Genomic DNA, 24,978 nt, shown 5'->3' on the forward strand with positions numbered 1-24,978 from the left:
TCCGGCGCAACGTGTTACCGGCCGACGGTCTGAAGTGGCTTCGGCAGAGACGATTTGGTGCGGTGCGGACCCAGAATCGCCGCCCCGTAGGAGCGGGTGAGCAGCTGGCGCGCCACCGCGTTGACCTCGTCGAGGGTGACCGCGCTGATCTGCTCGAGCGTGTAGTCGATGCTGCGGTGCTTGCCGTAGTTCAGCTCGCTGCGGCCGATCCGGTGCATTCGCGAACCGGAATCCTCCAGTCCTAGAACCAAACCACCGCGCAACGAGCCCTTCGCGATCCGGCACTCCGATTCGGTGATCCCGTCGCGGGCCACGTCTTCGAGCACGGCCGTCGTCACCCGGACCACCTCGTCGAACCGTTCCGGTTGGCACGCCGCGTAGATCGACAGTGCTCCGCTGTCGGAGAACGTGTCGACCGTGGAGTACACCGAGTACGCCAGGCCTCGGGTCTCCCGGATCTCTTGGAACAACCGGGAACTCAGTCCACCGCCCAGTGCGGTGTTGAGGACGGACAGCGCCCACCGGTGATCCCAGTGCCGGCCGGGGGTGCGCACGCCCATCGACAGATGGGTCTGTTCGGCGTCGCGGTTGATCAGCTGCAGCGTCGGGCGCCCCGGCACCCGCCCGGTGCCCTTGCGCGGCGGCACCGCCGAATGTCCACGAATGAGCCTGGGCCCGAAGTGTTTCCGGGCCAAGGCCACGACGTCGTCGTGTTCGACGTTGCCGGCGACCGCCAGCACCATCCGTTCGGGCACATAGCGCCGGACGTGGAAGGAGTGCAGTTGGTTGCGGGTCATCCCCTCGATCGACTCGATGCTGCCGATCACGGGCCGCCCGACCGGGTGGGAGCCGAACATCGCCGACAGGAAGACGTCGCCGAGCGTGTCCTCGGGATCGTCGTCGCGCATGGCGATCTCCTCGAGCACCACGTCGCGTTCCACCTCGACGTCCTCGACAGCACACCGGCCGCGGAGCACCACGTCGGCGACGAGGTCGACCGCCAGCTCGAGGTCGGTGTCGAGTACGTGCGCGTAGTAGCAGGTGTGCTCACGGGCGGTGAAGGCGTTCAACTCGCCGCCGACCGCGTCCACCGCCTGCGCGATGTCCACGGCGGTGCGGGTCGGCGTCGACTTGAACAGCAGGTGTTCGAGGAAGTGTGCGGCGCCGGCCACCGTCGGGCCCTCGTCGCGGGACCCGACGTTGACCCACACCCCGACCGATGCGGACCGCACCGACGGGATGCGCTCGGTGACCACCCGCAGGCCGCCGGGCAGCGTGGTGCGGCGCACCGTGGTGTCATCCACGGTGGCCGCGTCCACGCTTGCTGTGCTGCGCCGCAGCGATTGCCGACTAATTGCCGGCGGTGGCGGCGTCGGCGGTCGCGGGTGCCTCACCCTTGTCCGAGGCCTTGTCCGAGGTGTCGCCCGCACCGTTGGCGGCGGCCTCCTCCTCGGCGACCAGGACGAGGGAGATCTTGCCGCGATTGTCGATGTCGGCGATCTCCACGCGCAGCTTGTCGCCCACCTTGGCCACGTCCTCGACCTTGGCGATGCGCTTGCCGCGGCCCAGCTTGGAGATGTGCACCAGACCGTCGCGGCCCGGCAGCAGCGAGACGAAGGCGCCGAAGTCGGTCGTCTTCACCACGGTGCCGAGGAACCGCTCGCCGATCTTGGGCAGCTGCGGGTTGGCGATCGCGTTGATCTTGTCGATCGCGGCCTGGGCGGCCTCGCCGTTGGAGGCGCCGACGAACACGGTGCCGTCGTCCTCGATGGAGATCGACGCGCCGGTCTCCTCGGTGATCGAGTTGATCATCTTGCCCTTGGGCCCGATGACCTCGCCGATCTTGTCGACCGGGACCTTGATCGTCGTGATCCGCGGGGCGTACGGGCTCATCTCGTCCGGCGCGTCGATGGCCTCGGCCATCACCTCGAGGATCGTGATCCGGGCGTCCTTGGCCTGCGACAGCGCACCGGCCAGCACCTGCGACGGGATGCCGTCGAGCTTGGTGTCCAACTGCAGAGCGGTGACGAAGTCCTTGGTGCCCGCGCACTTGAAGTCCATGTCGCCGAAGGCATCCTCGGCGCCGAGGATGTCGGTCAACGTCACGAAGCGCCGCTCGGTCTTGCCGTCCACTTCGACGTCGTCGGACACCAGGCCCATCGCGATACCGGCGACCGGCGCCTTCAACGGCACACCGGCGTTCAGCAGCGACAGCGTCGATGCGCACACCGAGCCCATCGACGTCGAACCGTTCGAGCTCAGCGCCTCGGACACCTGGCGGATCGCGTACGGGAACTCCTCGACGCTCGGCAGCACCGGCATCAGGGCCCGCTCGGCGAGCGCACCGTGGCCGATCTCGCGGCGCTTGGGCGAACCGACACGGCCGGTCTCACCGGTCGAATACGGCGGGAAGTTGTAGTGGTGCATGTAGCGCTTGCTGGTTTCGGGCCCCAGCGAGTCGATCTGCTGGGCCATCTTCACCATGTCCAGCGTGGTGACGCCCAGGATCTGCGTCTCGCCGCGCTCGAACAGTGCGCTGCCGTGGGCCCGCGGCACGATCGCGACCTCCGCGGACAGCGCACGGATGTCGGTGACGCCGCGACCGTCGATGCGGAAGTGGTCGGTCAGGATGCGCTGGCGCACCAGCTTCTTGGTCAGCGAACGGAACGCCCCGCCGATCTCCTTCTCGCGGCCGGCGTACTGCTCGGCGAGCCGCCCGAGGACCTCGACCTTGATCTCGTCCGTGCGGTTGTTGCGCTCTTCCTTGCCCGCGATGGTCAGCGCCTCGGACAGGGCGTCGGTCGCAACCGAGGCGACCGCGTAGTAGACGTCCTCGCCGTACTCCGGGAACAGCGGGTAGTCCGCGGTCGGCTTGGCGGCACGCTCGGCGAGCGCCTGCTGGGCGGCGCACAGGGCGGCGATGAACGGCTTGGCCGCCTCGAGACCCTCGGCGACGACGGTCTCGGTGGGCGCCTGGGCACCGCCGGCGACCAGTTCGACGACCTTGTCGGTGGCCTCGGCCTCGACCATCATGATCGCGACTTCGTCGTCTTCATCGCGCGTTCCCGGGACGACCCGCCCGGCGACGACCATGTCGAACACCGCACGCTCGAGCTGCTCGACGGTCGGGAACGCGACCCACTGGCCGTCGATCAGCGCGACCCGCACGCCGCCGACCGGGCCGGAGAACGGCAGGCCGGCGATCTGGGTGGACGCCGAGGCGGCGTTGATGGCCACCACGTCGTACAGATCCTTGGGATCCAGGCTCATCACGGTGACGACGACCTGGATCTCGTTGCGCAGGCCGGAGACGAACGTCGGACGCAGCGGACGGTCGATCAACCGGCAGGTCAGGATGGCGTCGGTGGAGGGACGGCCCTCACGACGGAAGAACGAACCGGGGATGCGACCCGCGGCGTACATCCGCTCCTCGACGTCGATCGTCAGCGGGAAGAAGTCGAAGTGGTCCTTCGGGTTCTTGCTGGCCGAGGTGGCCGACAGCAGCATGGTCTCGTCGTCGAGGTAGGCGACGACGGCGCCGGCCGCCTGCTGGGCCAGCCGGCCGGTCTCGAAACGGATGGTGCGGGTGCCGAAGCTCCCGTTGTCGATGACGGCGGTCGATTCGTACACACCGTCTTCAATTTCAACTACAGACATTGACGTCCGTACAGCCTCTCTGAATTCATTCAGCTGTTTCGCGTCGTCACGCCGGGAACACTCACAGCGGATGAACCACCGGCCTTGATGCGGCTACGGCCGTCGATCGAAGCGGCCGGGGACCCTCGGATCACCGGCAGCCACTACCGAAGACCGCCCGATCAGGCGGCTCCTGGCATGACACACGGGAACGAGACCCGCGGATCTGCGCGTATCGCACCCAACATGCGTTCGAGCATGAGCGTCGAACACATCCATGCTACATGGCGGCCCTGCGCGATCGGACCCTGGACGACCCCGGCGGCGATTCGCCCGGACACACGAACGCGGCCGGGCCCGACGCGTGGACGGGCCCGGCCGCGGCCGAGTGGGGGGACGCGTCAGCGACGCAGACCCAGCCGCTCGATCAGCGAGCGGTAGCGCTCGACGTCGACCTGGGCGACGTACTTCAGCAGCCGGCGGCGACGACCGACCAGCAGCAGCAGTCCGCGCCGCGAGTGGTGGTCGTGCTTGTGCTGCTTGAGATGCTCGGTGAGGTCCGAGATGCGCTTGGTCAGCAGGGCGACCTGCGCCTCGGGTGAGCCGGTGTCCGACTCGTGCAGGCCGTACTGGCCCAGGATCTCTTTTTTCTGCTCGGCGGTAAGCGCCACGAAACTACTCCATCCATCGGTCCGCGGGTGACAAAGAAAGGCGACGTGGCCACCGCGAACTGCAGCACACGTCGTTGCGTCGAGCAGTCTACCGCGAGTCGACGCTCAGACAGAATTGCGCAGGATCGCCCGAGCCCGGTCGGTGTCCGTCCCCATCGTCGCGATCAGGTCGTCGACGGAGTCGAACTTCTCCTGCCCGCGGATGCGGGCCACGAAGTCGACCGCGACGTGCTGTCCGTAGAGGTCGGCGGAGGTGTCGAGGACGAATGCCTCGACGGTGCGGGTGCGCCCCGAGAACGTCGGGTTGGTGCCCACGGACACGGCCGCCTGGTAGCGCTCGCCGGGCACCACCGTGCCCATCACCGGCCCGTGCCCGAGGACGGTGAACCACGCGGCGTAGACGCCGTCGGCCGGGATGGCCGAGTACATCGGCGGCGCCACGTTCGCGGTCGGGAAGCCCAGCCCGCGACCCCGCCCGTCACCACGCACCACGACCCCCTCGACGCGATGCGGACGGCCCAATGCCTCCGCGGCGGCGATGACGTCACCCGCGTCGACGCAGGAGCGGATGTAGGTCGACGAGAACGTGACGGTCTCGTCGCGGTGGTGTTCGGCCACGAGAGACAGGCTGTCGACGGCGAAGCCGAACCGCTCCCCCGCCTTGCGCAGCAGGTCGACGTTGCCGGCCGCTTTCTTGCCGAAGGTGAAGTTCTCCCCGACGACGACCGCGACGAGGTGCAGCCGTTCGACGAGCAGTTCGTGGATGTAGCGCTCCGGGGTCAGCTTCATGAAGTCCGCCGTGAACGGCATCACCAGGAAGACGTCGATGCCCATCTCCTCGACCAGCTCCGCCCGGCGGGTCAGCGTGGTCAGCTGAGCCGGATGGCTACCCGGGAAGACGACCTCCATGGGGTGCGGGTCGAACGTCATCAGCACCGTCGGCACACCGCGGGACCGGCCGGACTTGACCGCGTTGTCGATCAACTCCGCGTGACCACGGTGGACACCGTCGAACACCCCGATGGTGACGACACACCGCCCCCAGTCCGTGGGGATGTCGTCCTGACCCCGCCAGCGCTGCACGACCGCAAGCCTACGGCGCGCCACGCTCGCCGGTTCCGCTAGATCACCGGATCGGGCGGTGAGTGCCTAAACTTTGTCACTGTGAGTCCTGACAGCAACCCCCGCGACCTGACGACGGTCGCGCAGGACTACCTCAAGACCATCTGGACCGCGCAGGAGTGGTCCCACGAGAAGGTCAGCACGAAGTTGCTGGCCGAACGAATCGGTGTGTCGGCGTCCACCGCATCGGAGTCGATCCGCAAACTCGCCGACCAGGGTCTGGTCAACCACGAGAAGTACGGGGCGGTGACGCTGACGGACGAGGGCAGGCACGCCGCCCTCCAGATGGTGCGCCGGCACCGGCTGATGGAGACGTTCCTGGTCAACGAGCTGGGGTACAGCTGGGACGAGGTCCACGACGAGGCCGAGGTGCTCGAGCACGCGGTGTCGGATCTGATGCTGATGCGCATCGACGCCAAACTCGGCCACCCGACCCGCGATCCGCACGGCGACCCGATCCCCGCGGCCGACGGCCGGGTGCCCACCCCGCCCGCGCGCCAGTTGTCCGAGTGCGAGAACGGCGACGCGGGCACCGTGGCGCGGATCTCCGACGCCGACCCCGAGATGCTGCGCTACTTCGACAGCGTGGGCATCAGCCTGGACTCGCGACTGCGGGTGCTGGCACGGCGCGATTTCGCCGGCCTGATCTCGGTGGCCGTCGAGGGCAGCGACGGCGACGACGCCACCGTCGACCTGGGAAGCCCTGCGGCAGAGGCGATCTGGGTCGTCGTCCCGTAACTACAGGGTCGCCGGCCGCAGCACGACCACCGACCTGGTCCGCTGTCCGCCGTCCTCGAGCAGAGCGAGGACGGAGCCGTCCGGCGCGGTGGCCGCGTACACCCCGCTCAGACCCGCCGGTTTCAGGGGCCTTCCGTGCCGGGTGGACTCCGCCTCCTCGGCGGAGAGGTCGCGGCGCGGGAACGCCAGCAGGCACGCCTCGTCGAGCGAATGGCTCAGTCGCGGCTCGTCGGCCAGGGCGTCGAGCGTGTACGCCTCGTCCAGCCCGAACCGCCCGACCTGGGTGCGCCGCAGCGCGGTCAGATGCCCGCCGACCGCGAGGGCCGCGCCGACGTCGCGGGCCAGCGCCCGGATGTAGGTGCCGCTCGAGCAGTCCACCGCGACGTCGACATCGACGATCGCGTCGACCCGGCGGACCGCGAGCACGTCGAAGCGGTCGATGCGCACGCGGCGGGCGGCCAGTTCCACCATCTGTCCCTCCCGCACGAGCTTGTAGGCGCGCTGACCGCCCACCTTGATCGCGCTGACCGCCGACGGCACCTGGTCGATCTCCCCCCGCAGCGCCGCGACGGCCCGACCGATCTGCTCGTCGGTGACCCCGGTGGCCGGGGTGGTCTCGACGACCTCCCCCTCGGCGTCCTCGGTCGTGGTGGTCTGCCCGAGCCGGATGGTCGCCGCGTACGACTTGTCGGTCGCGGTGAGCAGCCCGAGCAGTTTGGTGGCGCGGTCGATGCCCACGACCAGCACACCGGTGGCCATCGGGTCGAGCGTGCCCGCGTGACCGACCTTGCGCGTGCCGAAGATCCGTCGGCACCGGCCGACCACGTCGTGGCTGGTCATGCCGGCGGGTTTGTCGACGACGACGAGGCCGCCGCCGACCCCGGCGCCGGTCACAGGACGATCGCCGTCAGCGCCAGCCCGTCCCGCACCGACCATCTGCCCTCCAGGGTGGTCAGCGGCGGACCGGTCTCGGCGGCAGGATCGATCAGCACCCTGGAGACGAACCGTCCGGTTGACCCCGACCCATCGACGTGGAACGTGATGTGGGCGTCCTCGAAGCCGAGCCACCGATGCGTCAGCGGGAACCAGGCCTTGTACGTTGCCTCCTTGGCGCAGAACAGGATCCGGTCCCAGTGCAGACCTCCGGGCAGGCCCGCCAGGGCACTGCGCTCAGCGGGCAGGCTGATCGCGTCGAGCACCCCGTTGGGCAGCACGCCGTGCGGTTCGGCGTCGATCCCGACGGAGCGGACGTCGCCGCGGCGGGCGACGGCGGCGCCGCGAAAACCCTCGCAGTGCGTGAGGCTGCCCACCACACCGTCGGGCCAGCGCGGTTCACCCTTGTCGCCCTTGAGGATCGGAACCGGCGGCAGGCCGAGCACATCGAGCGCTTCACGCGCGCAGTGGCGGACGGTGACGAACTCGTTGCGGCGCTTTGCGACCGAGCGCGCGATCAACGGTTCCTCTTCGGGCAGCGGGGCGATGTCGGGCGGATCGTCGTAGCGTTCGGCGGAGATCACCCTGTCCCCCAGCACCTCCGGCAGCAGCGTCATGCGCGGGGTCATCCGCGCCTCGCCCTGATCCGCTCCTGCATCTTCGCGGCGTTCTCCCGCATCTCCTGGGTGATCTGGAAATGGCCGCCGAACTCGTTGAGGTAGCCGGGCGGGTACTTCGGTTCGGGCAGGATCTGGCGCAACCACCGATAGGGCTTGCGGCGCCGCCATTCCCGCGGATATCCGACCGACACCTCTTCGAAGCGCACGTCGTCGTACCAGGTGGTGCGCGGAATGTGCAGATGCCCGTACACCGAACACGCCGCGTTGTACCGGGTGTGCCAGTCCGCGGTCGCGGTCGTGCCACACCACAGCGAGAACTCCGGATAGAACATCGCCTCGCAGGGTTCGCGCACCATCGGGAAGTGGTTCACCTGGATCGTCGGCGTCATCCAGTCGAGGTCCTCGAGGCGCTTGCGGGTGTAGGCCACCCGATCGCGGCACCAGGCGTCGCGGGTGGCATAGGGCTCGGCCGACAGCAGGAATTCGTCGGTGCCGACGACGTTGCGCTCGCGAGCGATGGCCAGCCCCTCGGCCTTGGACGCCGCTCCCCGGGGCAGGAAGCTGTAGTCGTACAGCAGGAACATCGGCACGATCGTCGCGGGGCCGCCCTCCTCGGTCCACACCGGGAACGGGTGCTCCGGGGTGACGATGCCCATCTCGTCGCACATCGTGACCAGGTAGTCGTAGCGCGACTTGCCGAAGATCTGCATCGGATCTCTGGTGGTCGTCCACAGTTCGTGGTTGCCCGGCACCCAGATGACCTTCGCGAAACGCTTCCGCAGCACGTCCAGTGCCCAGCGGATCTCGTCGGTGCGCTCGCCGACGTCGCCGGCGACGATCAGCCAGTCGTCCGGCGAGGACGGATAGAGCGACTCGGTGACCGGCTTGTTGCCGGTGTGACCCGTGTGCAGGTCGCTGATCGCCCACAACACCGGTCGCCGGTCGCGGGGGCTCTGGGGTGTCGCCACAACCGACCAGCCTACTGATGCGCCGGCCGGCGTCGTCTCGAGCAACTAGAACGTGTTCTCATTCCGGGTTCTGCGGGGACGTGCCGACGGCTACACTCCCCGAAGGGTCGGACACGACACGCGGCGGACTGAGCCGTTCTGACATCAGGGGGTGACATGGCCGCCAAGCTGAGGGTGCTCTCGGCGTTGTGTGCGCTGTTCGCGGCAGTCATGGTGGTGTTCGCGACCAACCCGACCGGCGGGCCCGCCCTGCGCGGGGTCGACCTGCGCTCGACGTTCCTGCCGCTGACCGGGTCGACGACGATCAAGTACCCGGTGCTCGACACCGTCGATCCGTCACCGTTCGACCCGTGCCGCGACATCCCGCTCGACGTCGTCCAGCGCGCGGGTCTGGCCTTCACGCCACCCGCCCCGGAAGACGCGCTGCGTTGCAAGTACGACGCGGGCAACTACCAGATGACCATCGAGGCGTTCGTCTGGCGGACCTACGAGGAGACGCTGCCGCCCGACGCCGTCCAGCTCGACATCGCCGGGCACCGGGCCGCGCAGTACTGGATCATGAAGCCCACCGACTGGAACAACCGGTGGTGGATCACGTGCGCGGTCGCCTTCGACACGAGCTACGGCGTCATCCAGCAGGTGATGTTCTACTCGCCGATCTACTCGCAGCCCGACGTCGACTGCATGCAGACCAACCTGCAGAAGGCGCACGAACTGGCGCCGCACTACAAGTATTAGCCGCCGCCGCCGCTGGCTACCCTTGGCCGGATGACCTCAACCGGTTCCGCCGTGCTGCGCCGTTCGGTCGGCGACGCCGTCAGCCGCATCCTCGCCGTTCCCCCGCGCACCGGCGGTTTCACCGTCGAGCGCGGCGTGCGGGTGCCGATGCGCGACGGTGTCGACCTGATCGCCGACCACTACATCCCGGACTCCCAGACGGCGGCGGGCACGCTCCTGGTACGCGGCCCCTACGGCCGCGGCTGGCCGTTCTCACTGCTGTTCGCGGTCGTGTACGCGGCGCGGGGCTACCACGTCGTGGTGCAGAGTGTGCGGGGCACGTTCGGCTCGGGCGGCGAGTTCACCCCGATGGTCCACGAGAAGGACGACGGGGCCGACACCGCGGCGTGGCTGCGCGAACAACCCTGGTTCACCGGTTCTTTCGCGACCGTCGGGCTGTCCTATCTCGGGTTCACCCAGTGGGCGTTGCTCACCGACCCGCCACCGGAGCTGAAGGCCGCCGCGATCGCCGTCGGCCCACACGACTTCCGCGCGTCGTCGTGGGGCACCGGGTCGTTCTCGCTGAACGACTTCCTGGGCTGGAGCGACATGGTCAGCCGCCAGGAGGACAACCGCGGTGTGGCGGCGCTGATCCGGCAGGTGCGGGCCCGACGAGCACTCGCGCGCGCCACTGCGGACCTTCCGCTCGGCGAGGCCGGACGGCGGCTCCTCGGCGACGGTGCGAACTGGTTCGAGTCCTGGATCGAACAGGCCGAGGACGCCGCGTTCTGGGACGATCTGCGGGCCAACGAGGCACTCGACCGGGTCGATGTCCCCATCCTGCTGTTCGGCGGCTGGCAGGACCTCTTCCTCGAGCAGACCCTGGCCCAGTACACCCACCTGCGGCGCCGCGGAGTGCCGGCCGCGCTGACGGTCGGGGCGTGGACACACACGCAGCTGATGACGAAAGCCGCCCCCACCGTCGTACGCGAGACGCTGGACTGGCTGGACACCCACCTGGGCGACGTACCGGCATCCGGGCGCTCCCCGGTGCGCATCGAGATCAACAACGATCGGTGGCACGACCTCGCGGACTGGCCGCCGTCGATGCCCGAACTACAGCTGTTTCCACATGTGACAGGCGAATTGTCCACGGCGCCACCGGATCCGACGGCTGCGCCTTCGGTGTTCACCTTCGATCCGACCGACCCCACCCCGACCATCGGCGGCCGCCTGCTCTCCGCGCAGGGCGGCTACCGCGCCGACCGCAGGCTGGCCCACCGAGACGATGTGCTCGCTTTCACCGGTGCTCCGCTGCCCGCGGATCTCTACGTGGTCGGAACGCCCGTGGTCGAGCTCGCGCACTCGTGTGACAACCCGCACCGCGACCTGTTCGTGCGCCTGTCCGAGGTGGACCGGAAAGGGCGCTCCCGCAACGTCACCGATGGATACCGGCGCCTGTCGGGTGAGGACGGCGTCGTGCGCCTCGACCTCGACGCGGTGGCCCACCGCTTCCGCGCGGGGTCCCGGTTGCGCCTGATGATCGCCGGTGGCTCCCATCCGCGGTTCGCCCGCAACCTCGGGACCGGCGAACCACCGATCAGCGGCAGCAGGACCGTCCCGGCCACCCACACGGTGCACCACGGCGCAGGCGGGGTGTCGCGGCTGCTGCTGCCCGCCGGTCCGACGCCCCCGTCAGCCGACTGACCGGCGCACCGTGTCGGCGACCGCGGCGAGTGTGGCGTCGTCGTGCACCGGCGGCCCCCACTCCGGGCGCACCGGCAGGTCGGCCCAGCTCGTGCACCCCCCGTATTGCGGGGCGCGGTCGACGCGGACCGGTTCGGTCAACGGGCTGACCTGGACGACCAGCACGGTCAGCCGGTGTCTCGGCCGGAAGTCCAGCCGGTCGGCCCGCACGGACTCGGCGGTCCAGATGTGCATCGGCTCGAGTGCGCCGACGGCGTCGGGACGACTCACCTCGACCGCGGCGACGACTCGCGCTCCGGCGCGCAGCGTCAGCGCCTCCTCGGTGCTGTCGGCCGCGGCCGGGCCGAGGAGGTCGCGGTGCTCGGGGCGCACCCGTTCGGCGTGGCTGTGGGCGACCGTCGGAAACAGCAGGAACCGCTCGGCGCCGAGGTGGAACCGCTTCTCGCCGATGCCCCCCTTGCGCAGCAGCACGGTCTGCCTGCCGTCGAGCATCGCGTGCACGGCGGCACTCCACTCCTTGAGCGCCGGGGTGCTCACGCCTGTGCGGGCGAGGAGCGATCAACCCCTGCGTTCAGCCGGGCCCGCACCTCGGGCCGGCGCAGCGGCGGCACGCTCTTGGGCGGTTGGCGTCGCGGGGGCAGCGCGGACAGCAGACGGGCCGTCGTCGCGGTGACCTCGGCGACGGCCGTCTCGAACGCGTCGGCGTTGGCCGCGGTGGGACGCGTGACCCCGCTGACTTTGCGGACGTACTGCCGGGCCGCCGCCTCGATCTCCTCAGCCGTGGCCGCCGGCTCCAGACCGCGCAGTTCGGTGATGTTTCGGCACATGACAGCCACGATAGGCGCGGGGGCTAGCGTCTAGCACCATGAGCAACGCTGACACCCCTGACGTTCTGGCGATCGACACCACCGATCGGGTCCGCACCCTGACGCTGAATCGGCCGCAGGCCCGTAATGCGTTGTCCGCGGCGCTTCGTGAGGCGTTCTTCGGTGCGTTGCGCGACGCGGAGGACGACGACGCGGTCGACGTGGTGATCGTGACCGGAGCCGACCCGGTGTTCTGCGCGGGCCTCGACCTCAAGGAGCTCGGCGATCAGACCCGGTTGCCGGACATCTCGCCGAAATGGCCGTCGATGACCAAGCCGGTCATCGGCGCGATCAACGGTGCGGCGGTGACCGGCGGTCTCGAGCTCGCGCTTTACTGCGACATCCTCATCGCCTCCGAACAGGCCCGGTTCGCCGACACCCACGCCCGTGTCGGTCTGCTGCCGACCTGGGGTCTGTCGGTGCGGCTGCCGCAGAAGGTGGGCGTCGGCATGGCGCGGCGGATGAGCCTCACCGGCGACTACCTGTCGGCGACCGACGCGCTGCGGGCCGGCCTGGTCACCGAGGTCGTCCCGCACGCCGAACTGCTCCCCGCCGCGCGCGCGATCGCGGCGTCGATCGTCGGCAACAACCAGCGCGCGGTGCGTTCGCTGCTGGAGTCCTACCACCGCATCGACGAGTCCCAGACCGCCGGCGCACTGTGGCTGGAGGCGGACGCCGCGCGCCGGTGGATGGCGTCGGCGACCGGCGACGACGTCGCCGCGAGCCGCGCCGCGGTGTTCGAGCGGGGCCGCGCCCAGGTGCGGTGAGCGCTCAGCGCGTGCCGGGGACCAGCCAGCGTCCGGACAGCGCCCGCCAGCCGACGAACACCAGGCGCAGCACCATGAACGTCGACAGGCCGGCCCAGATGCCGAGCAGTCCCCACCCGAACGCCAGCGACAGCCAGATCAACGGCAGGAATCCGACCAGTGCGCTGATCAGCGTGGCGTTGCGCATGAATGTCGCGTCACCGGCGCCGAGCAGCACCCCGTCGAGCGCGAACACCACACCGGCGACCGGTAGCTGACCCACCAGGAACCACCACGGCACGCCGATCTCGTCGAGCACCGACCGGTCGTCGGTGAACACGCCCGGCAACACCGACGACCCGACGGCGAACACGAGCGCCAACAGCCCGGCGGCCACCGTCGAGAAGACGGTCACCCGCCACGCGACGGACTTCGCGTGCGGAAGGTGACCGGCCCCCAGTGCCGCGCCGACCAGCGACTGCGCGGCGATGGCAAGCGAATCCAGCACCAGCGCAAGGAAATTCCACAGCTGCAGCACGACCTGGTGGGCGGCCACGGCGGCCGCACCGAACCGCGCGGCCACCGCGCCCGCCGAGACGAAACAGGCTTGGAACGCGACGGTCCGCAGGACCAGGTCCCGGCCCATCACCACCTGCGCACGCAGCACCGACGGCTGCGGACGCAGCGGCGCCCGCTCCACGATCAACGCCCGGCAGAACAGGATCGCGGCCAGCCACTGCCCGACGACGTTGGCCACCGCCGAACCCGCCAGCCCCATCTCGGGCGCGCCCAGCCAGCCGTACACGAGCAGGGGGCACAGCACCGCGGACACCGCGAAACCGACGACGACATAGCGCAGCGGCCGCATCGTGTCCTGCACCCCGCGCATCCATCCGTTGCCCGCCGCGGCGATCAGGATCGCGGGCACCGCCAGGCTGGCGATGCGCACCCACGGCAGTGCGGCGTCGGCGATCTCGCCGCCCCCGGAACCCGCGCCGGCCAGTGCGGAGACCAGCGGCACCGCCGTCGCCTGGACGGCCACCACGATCGTGGTGCCGATGGCCAGGGCCAGCCAGGTGGCCTGCACGCCTTCCCCGACGGCGGCCGTCCGGTCGCCGGCGCCGTAGAACCGGGCCGCACGCGCCGTCGTGCCGTACGAGAGGAACGTCAGTTGCGCGCTGAGCACACCCATGACGAGCGCACCGATGGCGAGCCCGGCCAGGCTGAGCGCGCCCAACCGCCCGACGACGGCGAGATCGAACAACAGATAGAGCGGTTCGGCGGCGAGCACACCCAGGGCGGGGAAGGCCAGCGCTGCGATGCGCCGGCTGGTCGCCGGCTCGACGGGCGGTACGCCGTCGAGCTCAGCCAAGTGCCGCTCGCAGCGCCGCGACCACGTCGTCGGCGGGGCCGCTGGCCGAATAGCCCGCCGCGAGCCGGTGGCCGCCGCCGCCGAACGCACTGGCCACCGACGTCAGGTCTATCGACTTCGCGCGCATCGACACCGACCAGTGCTGCGGGCGGAGTTCCTTGAACACCGCGGCCACCTCGGCCTGCTGCGTGGTGCGCACGATGTCGACGATGCTCTCGACTTCCTCGGGCCGCGCGTCGGCGAGCTCCTCGTGGGTCACCACCGCGTACACCAGGCCGCGGCCGTCCACCGCGTCGGGCAGCAGCCGGGCCGACGCCAGCACGCGCGAGAGCATCGGCAGCCACGCGAACGGGTGGGTGTCCAGCAGGGTCCGGCTGATCGCGGCGTTGTCCACGCCGATCTCGACCAGCCGCGCGGCCAGCCGGTGCGCGCGGGCGCTCGCCCAGCGGAACGAGCCGGTGTCGGTGGTGAGGCCGGCGTAGAGACAGTGCGCAACGCCGAGGTCGATCGGCTTGTGCCAGGCGTCGAGGAGTTCGGCGACCAGCATCGTGGTGGAGTCCGCCGAGGGGTCGACGTAGTTCGCCGTCCCGAACAGCTGATTGGACGCGTGGTGGTCGATCACCAGCACGCGCCGTCCCGGCGCCGCCAGCTCCCCCAACTCGCCCAGCCGGTTGACGCTCGGGATGTCCACGGTGACCACCAGGTCGGCGTCGCGGCGCATCGCCCCGGGCGCTACCAGCAGGTGACCGCCCGGCAGCGACTGCAACGACTCGGGCAGGTCGGCGGGTGCGGCGAAACTGACCTCGACGCCCTTACCGGCGTGGTCGAGGACCAGCGCCAACGCCAGCCCGGCGCCGATGGTGTCGGCGTCCGGGTAGACGTGACAGACCACACTGACGGTCGAAGCCGCGGCCAGTATGTCGGCCGCCCGGTATGCGTCTATGCGCGCGCCGGCTGGTACGTCAGTCGTCTTGTCGATTGCGGTCACCGGTGTCCTCAGCGTCGAGCTCGTGGTCCGATTCCCCCGGAGTCTCCTCCGCCCCACTCACACGGTACGGGTCCGCATCGCCCGCGTGCTTGGCGCCCTCACGAACTCTCGCCAAATCCTCATCTGCGGCGCGGGCGCGGGCCAGCAACTCCTCCATGCGGTGCGCGGCGTCGGGCACCGTGTCGCGGACGAACGCCAGGGTCGGGGTGAACCGCACCCCGGTCCCGGCGCCCACCTTGGTCCGCAACACACCCTTGGCCTTGTCCAGTGCGGCCGCCGCCCCGACGTAATCCGGCTCCTCGTCGAGGCTGCTGCCCAGCACCGTGTAGTACAGCGTCGCGTCGTGGAGATCGTTGGTCACCTTGGCGTCGGTGATCGTCACACCGGCCAGCCGTGGATCCTTGATCTCGTACTCGATCGCCGAGGCGACGATGGTGGAGATGCGCTTGGCCAACCGCTTCGCTCGTGCCGGGTCAGCCATACCCTAGGTCCTCGCCTTCTCCACCAGTTCGTACGTCTCGATGACGTCGCCCTCTTTGATATCCGAGTAGGTCAGCGTCAAACCACATTCGTAGCCGTCGCGCACCTCGGTGACGTCGTCCTTCTCCCGCCGCAGCGACGAGACGGTGAGGTTCTCGGCCACCACGACGTTGTCGCGCAGCAGGCGGGCCTTCGCGTTGCGCCGCATGATGCCCGACTGGACGAGGCAACCGGCGATGTTGCCGACCTTCGACGACCGGAAGATCGCGCGGATCTCGGCGCGGCCGAGTTCCTTCTCCTCGTAGATCGGCTTGAGCATGCCCTTGAGCGCGCTCTCGATCTCGTCGATGGCCTGGTAGATCACCGAGTAGTAGCGGATCTCCACACCTTCGCGGTTGGCCAGTTCGGTGGCCTTGCCCTCGGCGCGGACGTTGAACCCGATGATGATCGCGTCCGAGGCCGACGCCAGGTTGACGTTGGTCTCGGTGACGCCACCGACACCGCGGTCGATGACGCGCAGTTCCACCTCGTCGTCGACCTGGATGCCCAGCAGGGCCTCCTCGAGCGCCTCGACCGTACCGGCGTTGTCACCCTTGAGGATCAGGTTCAGCTGGCTGGTTTCCTTCAGCGCCGAATCCAGGTCCTCGAGGCTGATGCGCTTGCGGCTGCGGGCGGCCATCGCGTTGCGCTTGCGCGCGCTGCGCCGGTCGGCGATCTGGCGGGCGATGCGGTCCTCGTCGACGACGAGGAAGTTGTCGCCGGCACCTGGCACCGACGTGAAGCCGATGACCTGCACCGGACGCGACGGCAGCGCCGCCTCGACGTCCTCGCCGTGTTCGTCGACCATGCGTCGCACGCGACCGTAGGCGTCGCCTGCCACCACCGAGTCGCCGACCCGCAGCGTTCCGCGCTGGATCAGCACGGTCGCCACCGGGCCGCGGCCACGGTCGAGGTGCGCCTCGATCGCCACGCCCTGGGCCTCCATGTCGGGGTTGGCCCGCAGGTCCAGCGACGCGTCGGCGGTCAGGATGACCGCTTCGAGCAGCGCCTCGATGTTGGTGCCGGCCTTGGCCGAGATGTCGACGAACATGGTGTCGCCGCCGTACTCCTCGGGCACCAGGCCGTACTCGGTGAGCTGACCGCGGATCTTCGCCGGGTCGGCGCCCTCCTTGTCGATCTTGTTGACCGCCACCACGATCGGCACGTCGGCGGCCTGGGCGTGGTTGACCGCCTCCACCGTCTGCGGCATCACGCCGTCGTCGGCGGCGACCACCAGGATCGCGATGTCGGTGGCCTTCGCACCGCGGGCACGCATGGCGGTGAACGCCTCGTGGCCCGGGGTGTCGATGAAGGTGATCGGCCGCTCGGAACCGTCGAGGTCGACGGTCACCTGGTAGGCGCCGATGTGCTGGGTGATGCCGCCGGCCTCACCCTCGCGCACGGTGGCGTTACGGATGGTGTCGAGCAGTCGGGTCTTGCCGTGGTCGACGTGGCCCATGACGGTCACCACCGGCGGACGGACCTCGAGGTCGTCCTCGCCGCCCTCGTCCTCGCCGTAGGTGAGGTCGAACGACTCGAGCAGTTCGCGGTCCTCGTCCTCGGGCGAGACGACCTGTACGACGTAGTTCATCTCGCTGCCGAGCAGCTCGAGGGTCTCGTCGTTCACCGACTGCGTCGCGGTGACCATCTCACCGAGGTTGAACAGCGCCTGCACCAGCGAGGCCGGGTTGGCGTTGATCTTCTCGGCGAAGTCGGACAGCGATGCGCCGCGGGCCAACCGGATGGTCTCGCCGTTGCCGTGCGGCAACCGCACGCCACCGACGACCGGGGCCTGCATGTTCTCGTATTCGGCCCTTTTCGCGCGCTTCGACTTGCGTCCACGCTTCGGGGCTCCGCCGGGACGGCCGAACGCACCGGCCGCGCCTCCGCGCTGGCCGGGACGACCGCCGCCACCGGGACGGCCTCTGAAACCACCGGCAGCCGCACCACCTGCGCCGCCACCACCGCCGGCGCCGCCGCCGCGGTAGTTGCCGCCGCCACCGCCGTGGGGACCACCGGGGCGGCCACCGCCGCCACCGGGTCCACGACCACCGGGGCCGGGGCGCGGGCCGCCGGGACGTCCCGCGGGAGCGCCCGGACGGGGACCGGCGGGACGCGGCGGCATGTTGTTGGGCGACATACCGGGACGCGGCGTGCCGGGCCGCGGGGCTCCGGGACGCGGCTGCGGCCGGGGAATCGGCCGCTCGACCGGCTGCTGCGTGGAGAACGGGTTGTTGCCGACACGCGGGGTGCGCGGTGCGGGCTTGGGCGCCGGGCCGGGGCGGGGACCGGGTGTCGGTCCGGGCCGCGACGGGGCGGGTGCGGGGGCCGGCGCGGACGCCGCCGGTGCCGCGGGCGCCGCCGACGCAGCCGGGGCCACCGGTTGCGCCGGTGCGGCAGGCTGCGGTGCGGCGGGCTTGGGAGCCGCCGGTTTCGCGGGAGCCGGCGGGGCCGGGGTCGGAGCCGGCGCGGCCGCTGCGGCGGCCGTGGCGGGTGTCGCGGACGTGGCCGGTGAAGCCGGTGCCGCCGGCGCTCCGTTACCTGCGCTCTTGGCGGGGGCGGGCGCGGATTTACTGCCGAACTTCTCGCGCAACCGGCGCGCTACGGGAGCCTCGACTGTCGACGAGGCTGACTTGACGAACTCGCCCTGCTCTTTGAGCGTTGCGAGCAATTCTTTGCTGGTGACACCGAGTTCCTTTGCCAACTCGTGCACGCGAGCCTTACCTGCCACTACATCTCCATCTCTAGAGGCGACAGCGGTGGTAGGCGCCGCGCCTCGGGTTAGCTATGACGCATGGTCATCGGGACTTCACGGTGTGCTCATGTTCTTCGCTACCTGTTCTCTTGCCGGGTGAGGCGAACCCGCCGAAACATTCTCGACGTGCTCGATCACCGCGGATAGGTCCGGTGAACCGGTGATTCGCAGCGCTCGGACGAACGCTCGCCGCCGGATCGCCGCGTGTAGACACTGCGCGTCGGGATGCAACCAGGCACCCCGCCCGGGCAGATTACCCGCTGTGTCAACGGTCGCGGTGCAGTCACCGTTCCCGTCCACCACAGCGGCCACTCGAAGCAGTTCGGCGGCCAACTCTCGCCTCCGGCATCCCACACACGTCCGCACGGGCCCCGAGGGGGCTGACGCACTTCGATGCGGCGACACCGGAATCTCGCGCTGGCTCACGGTTGAGTCTAGCCCCACGGTCCCCGCGAACCGAAACGGCCGTGCGGTTACGGTCCTGCGCTACCCGTCGCGCACCGCCGATTGCGGGGCGTCCGAACCGGGCCGGTGCTGATCGGGCGGTGCCGCGTCGCTGCGGATGTCGATCCGCCACCCGGTCAGCCGGGCCGCGAGCCGGGCGTTCTGCCCTTCCTTGCCGATCGCCAGCGACAACTGGAAGTCGGGCACGACCACCCGCGCGGCCCGGGTTTGTTCGTCGATGACGCTGACCGATACGACCTTGGCCGGCGAGAGTGCGTTGGCGACGAACCGCGCCGGGTCCTCGTCGTAGTCGATGATGTCGATCTTCTCCCCGGACAGTTCGCTCATCACGTTGCGGACCCGCTGGCCCATGGGCCCGATGCAGGCACCCTTGGCGTTGAGCCCGGGGACACGCGAGGCCACCGCGATCTTCGACCGGTGCCCGGCCTCGCGCGCGACCGCGACGATGTCGACCGAACCTTCGTTGATCTCGGGGACCTCGAGACTGAACAGCTTGCGCACCAGGTTCGGGTGGGTGCGCGACAGGGTGATCAGCGGTTCCCGCGCGCCGCGGGTGACGCCGACGACGTAGCAGCGCAGCCGGTCGCCGTGCTCGTAGCGTTCGCCGGGCACCTGCTCGGCGGACGGGATGACACCCTCGTTGCCCTTGGTCTCGCTGCCCATCCGCACCACGACCAGGCCGCGGGCGTTCGCGCGGGCATCCCGCTGGATGACCCCGGCGACGATGTCGCCCTCCCGGGCGGAGAACTCGCCGTAGTTCTTCTCGTTCTCCGCGTCGCGCAGGCGCTGCAGGATGACCTGGCGCGCCGTGGTGGCGGCGATCCGGCCGAACCCCTCGGGGGTGTCGTCCCACTCCTGGATGAGGTTGCCGTCGGCGTCGGTCTCGCGCGCCATCACCTTGACCGCACCGCTCTTGCGGTCGATGTCGATGCGCGCGTCCGACTGATGACCTTCGGTGTGGCGGTATGCGGTCAGCAGCGCCGACTTGATCGTGTCCACGACGACGTCGACCGAGATGCCCTTGTCCGCCTCGATGGCGTGCAGGGCCGCCATGTCGATGTTCACGCTCCGGCCTCCTCTCCCGGTCGGCCGGTCAACTCCAGCTCACGCTGGTTCGGTGGCGAGAACTCCACCTGGACAACGGCTTTGACAATTCCCTCCAGCGGCAGCTCGCGCACCGAGTAGTCGGCGCGCGCACCTTCGCGGACCACCAGCGACACGGCTTGGCCGCCGTCGGTGAGCGCGCCCAGCCGGCCGGTCAGCTGCGAACCGTCGGACAGGGTCAGCTCCACCTTGCGGCCGCGCGCCCGCCGGTAGTGCTTCTCGGTGGTCAGCGGTCTGTCCACCCCCGGGGAGGTGACCTCCAGGACATAGGTGGCCGCCCCGACCGACTGGTCGACCTGGTCGAGGTGTTCGGATGCCGAGCGCGACAGGCTCGCAATGGTGTCGAGGTCCAGCGGGCGGTCACCGTCGACGACGACGGTGATGCGCGGCGGGCGGGCCCCGCCGTCGATGACGACGTTCTCGATCTCGTATCCGGCGCGGGCGAACTCGCCGTCGAGTAGCTCCATCACCTGCTCCTGCGACGGCAACCCCGCCGGCCGCAACTTCGGCTCCGGTGCCACGACGAGCTCCTCATCTTGAATTGTTCTGAACGCGTGCCGGCGGCCGGCCTCGGTGGCCGCCGTAATCGACTATTCACGATACGCCAGGCTCGCCGGGGCAGACAGCGAACGTGCACCGCCCGACGGCCGGCACGGCAATGGCAGGATGTTGCTCGTGCCGAGCGCCCCCGACATCCTCAGCAGGCGCCGTCTGCTGGCCGGCGCCGCGGCGCTGGCGGTGCTGAGCGTGTCCGCGGCCGCGTGCGGCTCCGCACCGCCGCCGCCGGAGGTCGACGAGCTGGCCGCCCAGCTCGAGCGGGCCCGCGCCGACAGCCGGCTGGCCACCGACGCCGCCGCCGGTGCGCGCCCGCCCCTGAAGAAGACACTGACCGCGGTGGCCGCCGAACGCGACGCACACGGGCGGGCACTGGCCGACGAGCTCGTCAGGCTGGTCGGCACCGAGGCGCCGACCGCCACCCCGTCGACGAGTACCGCCGCACCGGCCCGGCCACCGACGGTCCGCGACGTGATCGGCGCGCTGCGCCAGTCCGCCGAGAGCGCCACCGGCCTCGCGGCCCAGATGTCCGGCTACCGCGCCGGCCTGCTGGGTTCGATCGCGGCCGCCTGTACCGCGGCGTGGCAGGTCGCCCTGGCGCCACCACCGAAGGACACCCCGTGACCTCGGTCGAGCCGACCCCGGATCCCGACCTGCCGTCGCGCCCCGCCGACGGCGCGGACGGGGCGCTCTACGACGCGATCGCCACCGAACACGCCACCATCTACGGATACGGCCTGGTGTCGGCACATTCCACGCCCGAGGCGAACTGGCTGGTGTCGGCGTCGATCTCCGAGCACCGCGAACGCCGGGAGGCCGCGATCGCGCTGCTCGAGCAGCGGCAGGTGTCCCCGCCCTTACCGGCGGCCGGCTACCGGGTGCCGATGCCGGTCGACGATCCGCGTGAGGCCGCCAAGCTGGCGGTCCGCATGGAGGAGGACGGCGCCGCGGCGTGGCGGGCGGTCGTCGAACAGGCGACCGGCACCGAGGACCGGACGTTCGGGCTGACGGCCCTGACGGAGTCGGCGGTCGCGGCGGCGCGCTGGACGCAGATCGTGGGCACCGATCCGGTCACCGTCGCCTTCCCCGGCGGCAACGAGTAGCGCTACCGCACGGCCGCGAGGATCTCCGTCGCCGCGGCCTCGACACCGATCTCACGCTTCTCGCCGGTGAACCGGTCACGCAGCTCGACCACCCCGTCGCCCCAGCCGCGGCCGACCACGACGATCCACGGCACGCCGAGCAGTTCGGCGTCCTTGAACTTCACCCCCGGGGAGGACTTGCGATCGTCGAGCAGCACCTCGAGTCCCAGCCGGTCGAGTTCGCCGGCCAGTTCGGTGGCGCCGCTGCGGGCGCCCTCGTCCTTGTTGGCGATCACGACGTGGACGTCGAACGGGGAGACCGCGGCCGGCCACCGCAGGCCCAGCTCGTCGTGCTGCTGTTCGGCGATCACGGCCACCAGCCGGGAGACGCCGATGCCGTAGGAGCCCATGGTCAACCGCACCGGCTTGCCGTCCTCGCCGAGGACGTCGGCGTTGAACGCCTCGGTGTACTTGCGGCCCAGCTGGAAGATGTGGCCGATCTCGATGCCGCGGGCGCTGACCAGCGGCCCGGCCCCGTCCGGTGAGGGATCGCCGTCGCGCACCTCGGCGGCCTCGATGGTCCCGTCGGCCGAGAAGTCGCGGCCCGCGACCAGCCCGACGACGTGCTTGTTGGGTGCGTCGGCTCCCGTGATCCACGCCGTCCCATCGACGATCCGCGGGTCGACCAAATAGCGAACTCCGTTGTCCAGCAACGCTTTCGGGCCGACGTAACCCTTGACCAGGAACGGGTGCCTGGCGAAGTCCGCGTCGTCGAGCAGTGCGTACTCGGCCGGTTCCAGCGCCGCCCCGAGCCGTTTGTCGTCAACCTCGCGGTCCCCCGGCACCCCGACGGCCAGCAGTTCCCACTCGCCGCCCGGTTCGCGGACCTTGAGCAGGACGTTCTTCAGCGTGTCGGCGGCGGTGACCGGGCGGCCGGCGAAGTCCGGCAGGTCTGCGCTGTTGGCCCAGTCGACAAGCGTCGCGATCGTCGGGGCGTCCGGGGTGTCGTGGACCACGGCCTCCGGTCGGCCCTCGATGGGCAGCGGGTCGGGCACGCGGGTCAGCACCGCCTCGACATTGGCGGCGTAGCCGGACTCCAGACAACGGACGAAGGTGTCCTCGCCGACCTCGCTCTCGGCCAGGAACTCCTCGGATGCGCTGCCGCCCATGGCTCCCGACACCGCGGAGACGATCACGTACCGCACCCCGAGGCGGGCGAAGATCCGCTGGTACGCCTCACGGTGCAGGTGGTAGGCGGACTTGAGTCCGTCGTCGTCGACGTCGAACGAGTACGAGTCCTTCATCACGAACTCGCGCCCGCGCAGGATGCCTGCGCGGGGCCGGGCCTCGTCGCGGTACTTGGTCTGGATCTGGAACAGGATCAGCGGGAAGTCCTTGTAGGAGCTGTACTCCCCCTTCACCGTGAGCGTGAAGAGTTCCTCGTGGGTGGGCCCGAGCAGGTAGTCGTTGTCCCGGCGGTCCTTGAGCCGGAACAGCGTGTCGCCGTACTCCGTCCAGCGGTTGGTGGTCTCGTACGGCGCGCGCGGAAGCAGTGCGGGGAACAGGATCTCCTGGCCGCCGATCGCGGTCATCTCGTCGCGGACGATCTGCTCGACCTTGCGGAACACGCGCAGCCCGAGCGGCAGCCAGGTGTAGAGGCCGGGGCCGACGGGGCGGACGTAGCCGGCCCGGATGAGTAGCTTGTGGCTGGGCACCTCCGCGTCGGCGGGATCGTCACGCAGAGTGCGCAGGAACAGCTCGGACATGCGGGTGATCACAGCGGACCACCTTAGCCGCCGGGCAGGTCACCGACGGCGGTCGGTCAGCTCAGAGCTCGCCGGCGTCCAGCGCGTCCTTGACCTCCTGGGCGTGCGCGACCTGCTGGGAGGTGTAGCCGATCAGCAGAGCCGCGATCCCGACGAGGACGGCCACGGCCGCCACCCAGAGCAACCCGTAGGTGTAGCCGGCGTCGAGGGCGGCGATCTGCGTGCCGTCCATGTTCTTGACCGGACCGGTGGTGCCGCCCAGATACAGCGTGCGCGAGGTGATCACGGCCTGGATCACGGCCAGCACGACCGGGCCGCCGAGGTTCTGCAGCATCAGCGCGATGGCCGACACCGGACCGATGCGGTCGAACCCGACGCCGGCGATCGCCGACAGGGTCAGCGGGACGACGATCATGCCGATCCCGATGCCGCCGACCGTGATCGGGACGACGAGGTTCGGGAAGTACGGGATGCCCCGGTTGAGGGTGGAACCGTAGATCATCGCGCCGAGCACCAGCACGCCGCCGGCGATGACCAGCACGCGCGGCGGCAGCAGGGACACCAGCTGCGACGAGAGCGCCAGCCCGATGCCCATCGCGATGACGAACGGGATGAAGCCGACCCCGGCGCGCAGGGCGCTGTAGCCGAGGATGTCCTGGACGTAGAGGCCGATCAGCACGGTCAGCGTGAACAGCACACCGCCGGCCAGGAAGATCGCGGCGAAGGTCGCCAGCCGGTTGCGGTCCTTGAACAGATCGAACGGCACGACGGGGTTCTCCGCGCTGCGCTCGACGATGATGAACATCAACAGGAACACCAGGGCGGCACAGACGGACCCGATGGTGATCGGCGACAACCAGCCCTTCTCCGGGCCCATCGAGAAGCCGAACACCGCGGCCGTACACCCCAGGGTCGCGAGGATGGCGCCGGTGGCGTCGAGCTTCATCCGCTCCTTGCTGGTCTCGCGCAGCGTCGTGCGGGCCAGGTAGATCATCACCAGGCCGATGGGCACGTTGACCAGGAACGCCCAGCGCCAGGAGACCTCGGTCAGGGCCCCGCCCACGACCAGGCCCATCACCGAGCCGACCGCGGTCATCGCGCCGAACACCGCGGTGGCGGCGTTGCGGGCCGGACCCTTGGGGAAGGTGGTGGCCACCAGCGCGAGGCCGGTCGGCGAGGCGATCGCGGCGCCGATGCCCTGCAGCAGGCGGGCGATGACCAGAGTCGCCTCGTTCCAGGCGATCCCGCACAGGATGCTGGCGATGGTGAACAGCGCGACGCCGGCGATGAAGGCCCGTTTGCGGCCGATGGTGTCGCCGAGGCGGCCACCGAGCAGCATCAGGCCGCCGAAGGTCAGCACGTAGGCGGTGATGACCCAGCTGCGGCCGGCGTCGGAGAGCGACAGCTCGTCCTGAATCTTGGGCAGTGCGACGATCGCGATCGTGCTGTCCATGGTGGCGAGCAGCTGCATCCCGGCGATCGCGATCACCGCGGCGAAGAAGCGCCGCGACGGTAACCAGGTCGGTGTCTTCGCCCGCCCTGCGGGCGACTGTTCTGCGCTCATCGGCTGCGCACGCTTTGACCGCCCTTCGGCATCGCGGATCATGGCTGCGCGCTCTGCGTCGTTGAGAGCCGTCATAACGGGTTA

Annotated in this window: 24 protein-coding genes; 6 read left to right on the forward strand and 18 right to left on the reverse strand. The window is 70.1% G+C overall.

What is annotated here, in order from left to right:
* Positions 1-14: 14 nt before the first annotated feature.
* The 4 genes from AU196_RS20135 to AU196_RS20150 all read right to left on the reverse strand — a co-directional run bounded on the left by AU196_RS20135 (position 15) and on the right by AU196_RS20150 (position 5,390).
* Entirely contained in the window at positions 15-1,340 is a 1,326-nt protein-coding gene (locus AU196_RS20135; protein WP_502687274.1) for a M16 family metallopeptidase, read from the reverse strand.
* A 10-nt stretch (positions 1,341-1,350) separates the two neighbouring features.
* Positions 1,351-3,657 (reverse strand): polyribonucleotide nucleotidyltransferase, encoded by a 2,307-nt coding sequence (locus AU196_RS20140; RefSeq protein WP_059096821.1) that lies wholly within the window; start codon positions 3,655-3,657, stop codon positions 1,351-1,353.
* Between the two features lie 380 nt (positions 3,658-4,037).
* A complete protein-coding gene (gene rpsO, locus AU196_RS20145) occupies positions 4,038-4,307 on the reverse strand; it encodes a 30S ribosomal protein S15 (protein WP_011559497.1) in 270 nt (89 codons plus the stop codon).
* A 105-nt stretch (positions 4,308-4,412) separates the two neighbouring features.
* On the reverse strand, positions 4,413-5,390 hold the full coding sequence (locus AU196_RS20150) for a bifunctional riboflavin kinase/FAD synthetase (RefSeq protein ID WP_157546527.1): 978 nt from the start codon (positions 5,388-5,390) through the stop codon (positions 4,413-4,415).
* An 81-nt stretch (positions 5,391-5,471) separates the two neighbouring features.
* Between AU196_RS20150 and mntR the strand changes: the two genes are divergently transcribed.
* A complete protein-coding gene (mntR, locus tag AU196_RS20155) occupies positions 5,472-6,167 on the forward strand; it encodes a manganese-binding transcriptional regulator MntR (protein WP_059096823.1) in 696 nt (231 codons plus the stop codon).
* On the opposite strand, the gene truB is transcribed toward mntR, so the two are convergent.
* The 3 genes from truB to pptH are packed head-to-tail and all read right to left on the reverse strand — an operon-like array spanning position 6,168 to position 8,688.
* Positions 6,168-7,061 carry a tRNA pseudouridine(55) synthase TruB gene (gene truB, locus AU196_RS20160; RefSeq protein WP_197415850.1) on the reverse strand — a complete coding sequence of 298 codons (894 nt, stop codon included), beginning with the start codon at positions 7,059-7,061 and terminating at the stop codon, positions 6,168-6,170. It abuts the gene before it with no gap.
* Positions 7,058-7,729, reverse strand: coding sequence for a 4'-phosphopantetheinyl transferase PptT (gene pptT, locus AU196_RS20165; RefSeq protein ID WP_059096825.1), 672 nt, complete (start codon positions 7,727-7,729; stop codon positions 7,058-7,060). The genes truB and pptT overlap by 4 nt, the downstream gene beginning before the upstream one ends.
* Positions 7,726-8,688 carry an ACP phosphodiesterase PptH gene (pptH, locus tag AU196_RS20170; protein WP_059096826.1) on the reverse strand — a complete coding sequence of 321 codons (963 nt, stop codon included), beginning with the start codon at positions 8,686-8,688 and terminating at the stop codon, positions 7,726-7,728. Before pptH ends, pptT begins: the two co-directional genes overlap by 4 nt.
* A 156-nt stretch (positions 8,689-8,844) precedes the next feature.
* Between pptH and AU196_RS20175 the strand changes: the two genes are divergently transcribed.
* Both AU196_RS20175 and AU196_RS20180 read left to right on the forward strand, forming a co-directional pair.
* The gene (locus AU196_RS20175) at positions 8,845-9,426 is read left to right on the forward strand and encodes a DUF3558 domain-containing protein (protein WP_059096827.1); all 582 of its coding nucleotides are present in this window, start codon (positions 8,845-8,847) and stop codon (positions 9,424-9,426) included.
* Positions 9,427-9,456: 30 nt separating this feature from the next.
* Positions 9,457-11,112 carry a CocE/NonD family hydrolase gene (locus AU196_RS20180; RefSeq protein WP_059096828.1) on the forward strand — a complete coding sequence of 552 codons (1,656 nt, stop codon included), beginning with the start codon at positions 9,457-9,459 and terminating at the stop codon, positions 11,110-11,112.
* Here the strand turns inward: AU196_RS20180 and AU196_RS20185 are convergent.
* A complete protein-coding gene (locus AU196_RS20185) occupies positions 11,101-11,649 on the reverse strand; it encodes a DUF1802 family protein (RefSeq protein WP_059096829.1) in 549 nt (182 codons plus the stop codon). The two genes, AU196_RS20180 and AU196_RS20185, sit on opposite strands and share 12 nt — an antisense overlap.
* Complete coding sequence (locus AU196_RS20190; RefSeq protein ID WP_059096830.1) at positions 11,646-11,939, reverse strand: DUF2277 domain-containing protein; 294 nt, start codon at positions 11,937-11,939, stop codon at positions 11,646-11,648. The genes AU196_RS20185 and AU196_RS20190 overlap by 4 nt, the downstream gene beginning before the upstream one ends.
* A 38-nt stretch (positions 11,940-11,977) precedes the next feature.
* Here AU196_RS20190 and AU196_RS20195 point away from each other — a divergent pair, with 38 nt between their 5' ends.
* Positions 11,978-12,745 (forward strand): enoyl-CoA hydratase, encoded by a 768-nt coding sequence (locus AU196_RS20195; protein ID WP_059096831.1) that lies wholly within the window; start codon positions 11,978-11,980, stop codon positions 12,743-12,745.
* Between the two features lie 4 nt (positions 12,746-12,749).
* Here AU196_RS20195 and AU196_RS20200 read toward each other — a convergent pair whose 3' ends face one another.
* The 7 genes from AU196_RS20200 to rimP form a co-directional block, all read right to left on the reverse strand.
* Positions 12,750-14,096 carry an MATE family efflux transporter gene (locus tag AU196_RS20200; RefSeq protein ID WP_059096832.1) on the reverse strand — a complete coding sequence of 449 codons (1,347 nt, stop codon included), beginning with the start codon at positions 14,094-14,096 and terminating at the stop codon, positions 12,750-12,752.
* Positions 14,089-15,084 (reverse strand): DHH family phosphoesterase, encoded by a 996-nt coding sequence (locus AU196_RS20205; RefSeq protein ID WP_059096833.1) that lies wholly within the window; start codon positions 15,082-15,084, stop codon positions 14,089-14,091. The genes AU196_RS20200 and AU196_RS20205 overlap by 8 nt, the downstream gene beginning before the upstream one ends.
* Positions 15,059-15,565: a 30S ribosome-binding factor RbfA gene (gene rbfA, locus AU196_RS20210; RefSeq protein WP_059096834.1), complete on the reverse strand. Its 507-nt coding sequence runs from the start codon at positions 15,563-15,565 to the stop codon at positions 15,059-15,061. Before rbfA ends, AU196_RS20205 begins: the two co-directional genes overlap by 26 nt.
* Positions 15,566-15,568: 3 nt before the next feature.
* Positions 15,569-18,334 carry a translation initiation factor IF-2 gene (gene infB / locus AU196_RS20215; RefSeq protein ID WP_082695805.1) on the reverse strand — a complete coding sequence of 922 codons (2,766 nt, stop codon included), beginning with the start codon at positions 18,332-18,334 and terminating at the stop codon, positions 15,569-15,571.
* Between the two features lie 78 nt (positions 18,335-18,412).
* A complete protein-coding gene (locus AU196_RS26400; RefSeq protein WP_353647255.1) occupies positions 18,413-18,802 on the reverse strand; it encodes a YlxR family protein in 390 nt (129 codons plus the stop codon).
* A 42-nt stretch (positions 18,803-18,844) separates the two neighbouring features.
* Positions 18,845-19,888: a transcription termination factor NusA gene (gene nusA / locus AU196_RS20220; RefSeq protein WP_059096836.1), complete on the reverse strand. Its 1,044-nt coding sequence runs from the start codon at positions 19,886-19,888 to the stop codon at positions 18,845-18,847.
* Positions 19,885-20,448 (reverse strand): ribosome maturation factor RimP, encoded by a 564-nt coding sequence (gene rimP, locus AU196_RS20225; RefSeq protein WP_059096837.1) that lies wholly within the window; start codon positions 20,446-20,448, stop codon positions 19,885-19,887. Before rimP ends, nusA begins: the two co-directional genes overlap by 4 nt.
* Positions 20,449-20,593: 145 nt before the next feature.
* Here rimP and AU196_RS20230 point away from each other — a divergent pair, with 145 nt between their 5' ends.
* Positions 20,594-21,106 carry a hypothetical protein gene (locus tag AU196_RS20230; protein WP_197415851.1) on the forward strand — a complete coding sequence of 171 codons (513 nt, stop codon included), beginning with the start codon at positions 20,594-20,596 and terminating at the stop codon, positions 21,104-21,106.
* Positions 21,103-21,585 carry a ferritin-like domain-containing protein gene (locus AU196_RS20235; protein ID WP_059096838.1) on the forward strand — a complete coding sequence of 161 codons (483 nt, stop codon included), beginning with the start codon at positions 21,103-21,105 and terminating at the stop codon, positions 21,583-21,585. Before AU196_RS20230 ends, AU196_RS20235 begins: the two co-directional genes overlap by 4 nt.
* A gap of 2 nt (positions 21,586-21,587) precedes the next feature.
* On the opposite strand, the gene AU196_RS20240 is transcribed toward AU196_RS20235, so the two are convergent.
* Positions 21,588-23,342, reverse strand: coding sequence for a proline--tRNA ligase (locus AU196_RS20240; RefSeq protein WP_059096839.1), 1,755 nt, complete (start codon positions 23,340-23,342; stop codon positions 21,588-21,590).
* 49 nt (positions 23,343-23,391) lie between these two features.
* Complete coding sequence (locus AU196_RS20245) at positions 23,392-24,969, reverse strand: MFS transporter (RefSeq protein ID WP_059096840.1); 1,578 nt, start codon at positions 24,967-24,969, stop codon at positions 23,392-23,394.
* Positions 24,970-24,978 lie beyond the last annotated feature (9 nt).

Origin of the sequence: Mycobacterium sp. IS-1742, assembly GCF_001500125.1 — a bacterium.
GTDB lineage: Bacteria > Actinomycetota > Actinomycetes > Mycobacteriales > Mycobacteriaceae > Mycobacterium.

Coding starts and splice junctions, on each gene's coding strand:
- AU196_RS20175 (WP_059096827.1), top strand. CDS start 8,845: ATGGCCGCCAAGCTGAGGGTGCTCTCGGCGTTGTGTGCGCTGTTCGCG.
- AU196_RS20245 (WP_059096840.1), bottom strand. CDS start 24,969: ATGACGGCTCTCAACGACGCAGAGCGCGCAGCCATGATCCGCGATGCC.
- AU196_RS20190 (WP_059096830.1), bottom strand. CDS start 11,939: ATGTGCCGAAACATCACCGAACTGCGCGGTCTGGAGCCGGCGGCCACG.
- AU196_RS20140 (WP_059096821.1), bottom strand. CDS start 3,657: ATGTCTGTAGTTGAAATTGAAGACGGTGTGTACGAATCGACCGCCGTC.
- AU196_RS20230 (WP_197415851.1), top strand. CDS start 20,594: ATGTTGCTCGTGCCGAGCGCCCCCGACATCCTCAGCAGGCGCCGTCTG.
- AU196_RS20195 (WP_059096831.1), top strand. CDS start 11,978: ATGAGCAACGCTGACACCCCTGACGTTCTGGCGATCGACACCACCGAT.
- rbfA (WP_059096834.1), bottom strand. CDS start 15,565: ATGGCTGACCCGGCACGAGCGAAGCGGTTGGCCAAGCGCATCTCCACC.
- AU196_RS20180 (WP_059096828.1), top strand. CDS start 9,457: ATGACCTCAACCGGTTCCGCCGTGCTGCGCCGTTCGGTCGGCGACGCC.
- pptT (WP_059096825.1), bottom strand. CDS start 7,729: ATGACCCCGCGCATGACGCTGCTGCCGGAGGTGCTGGGGGACAGGGTG.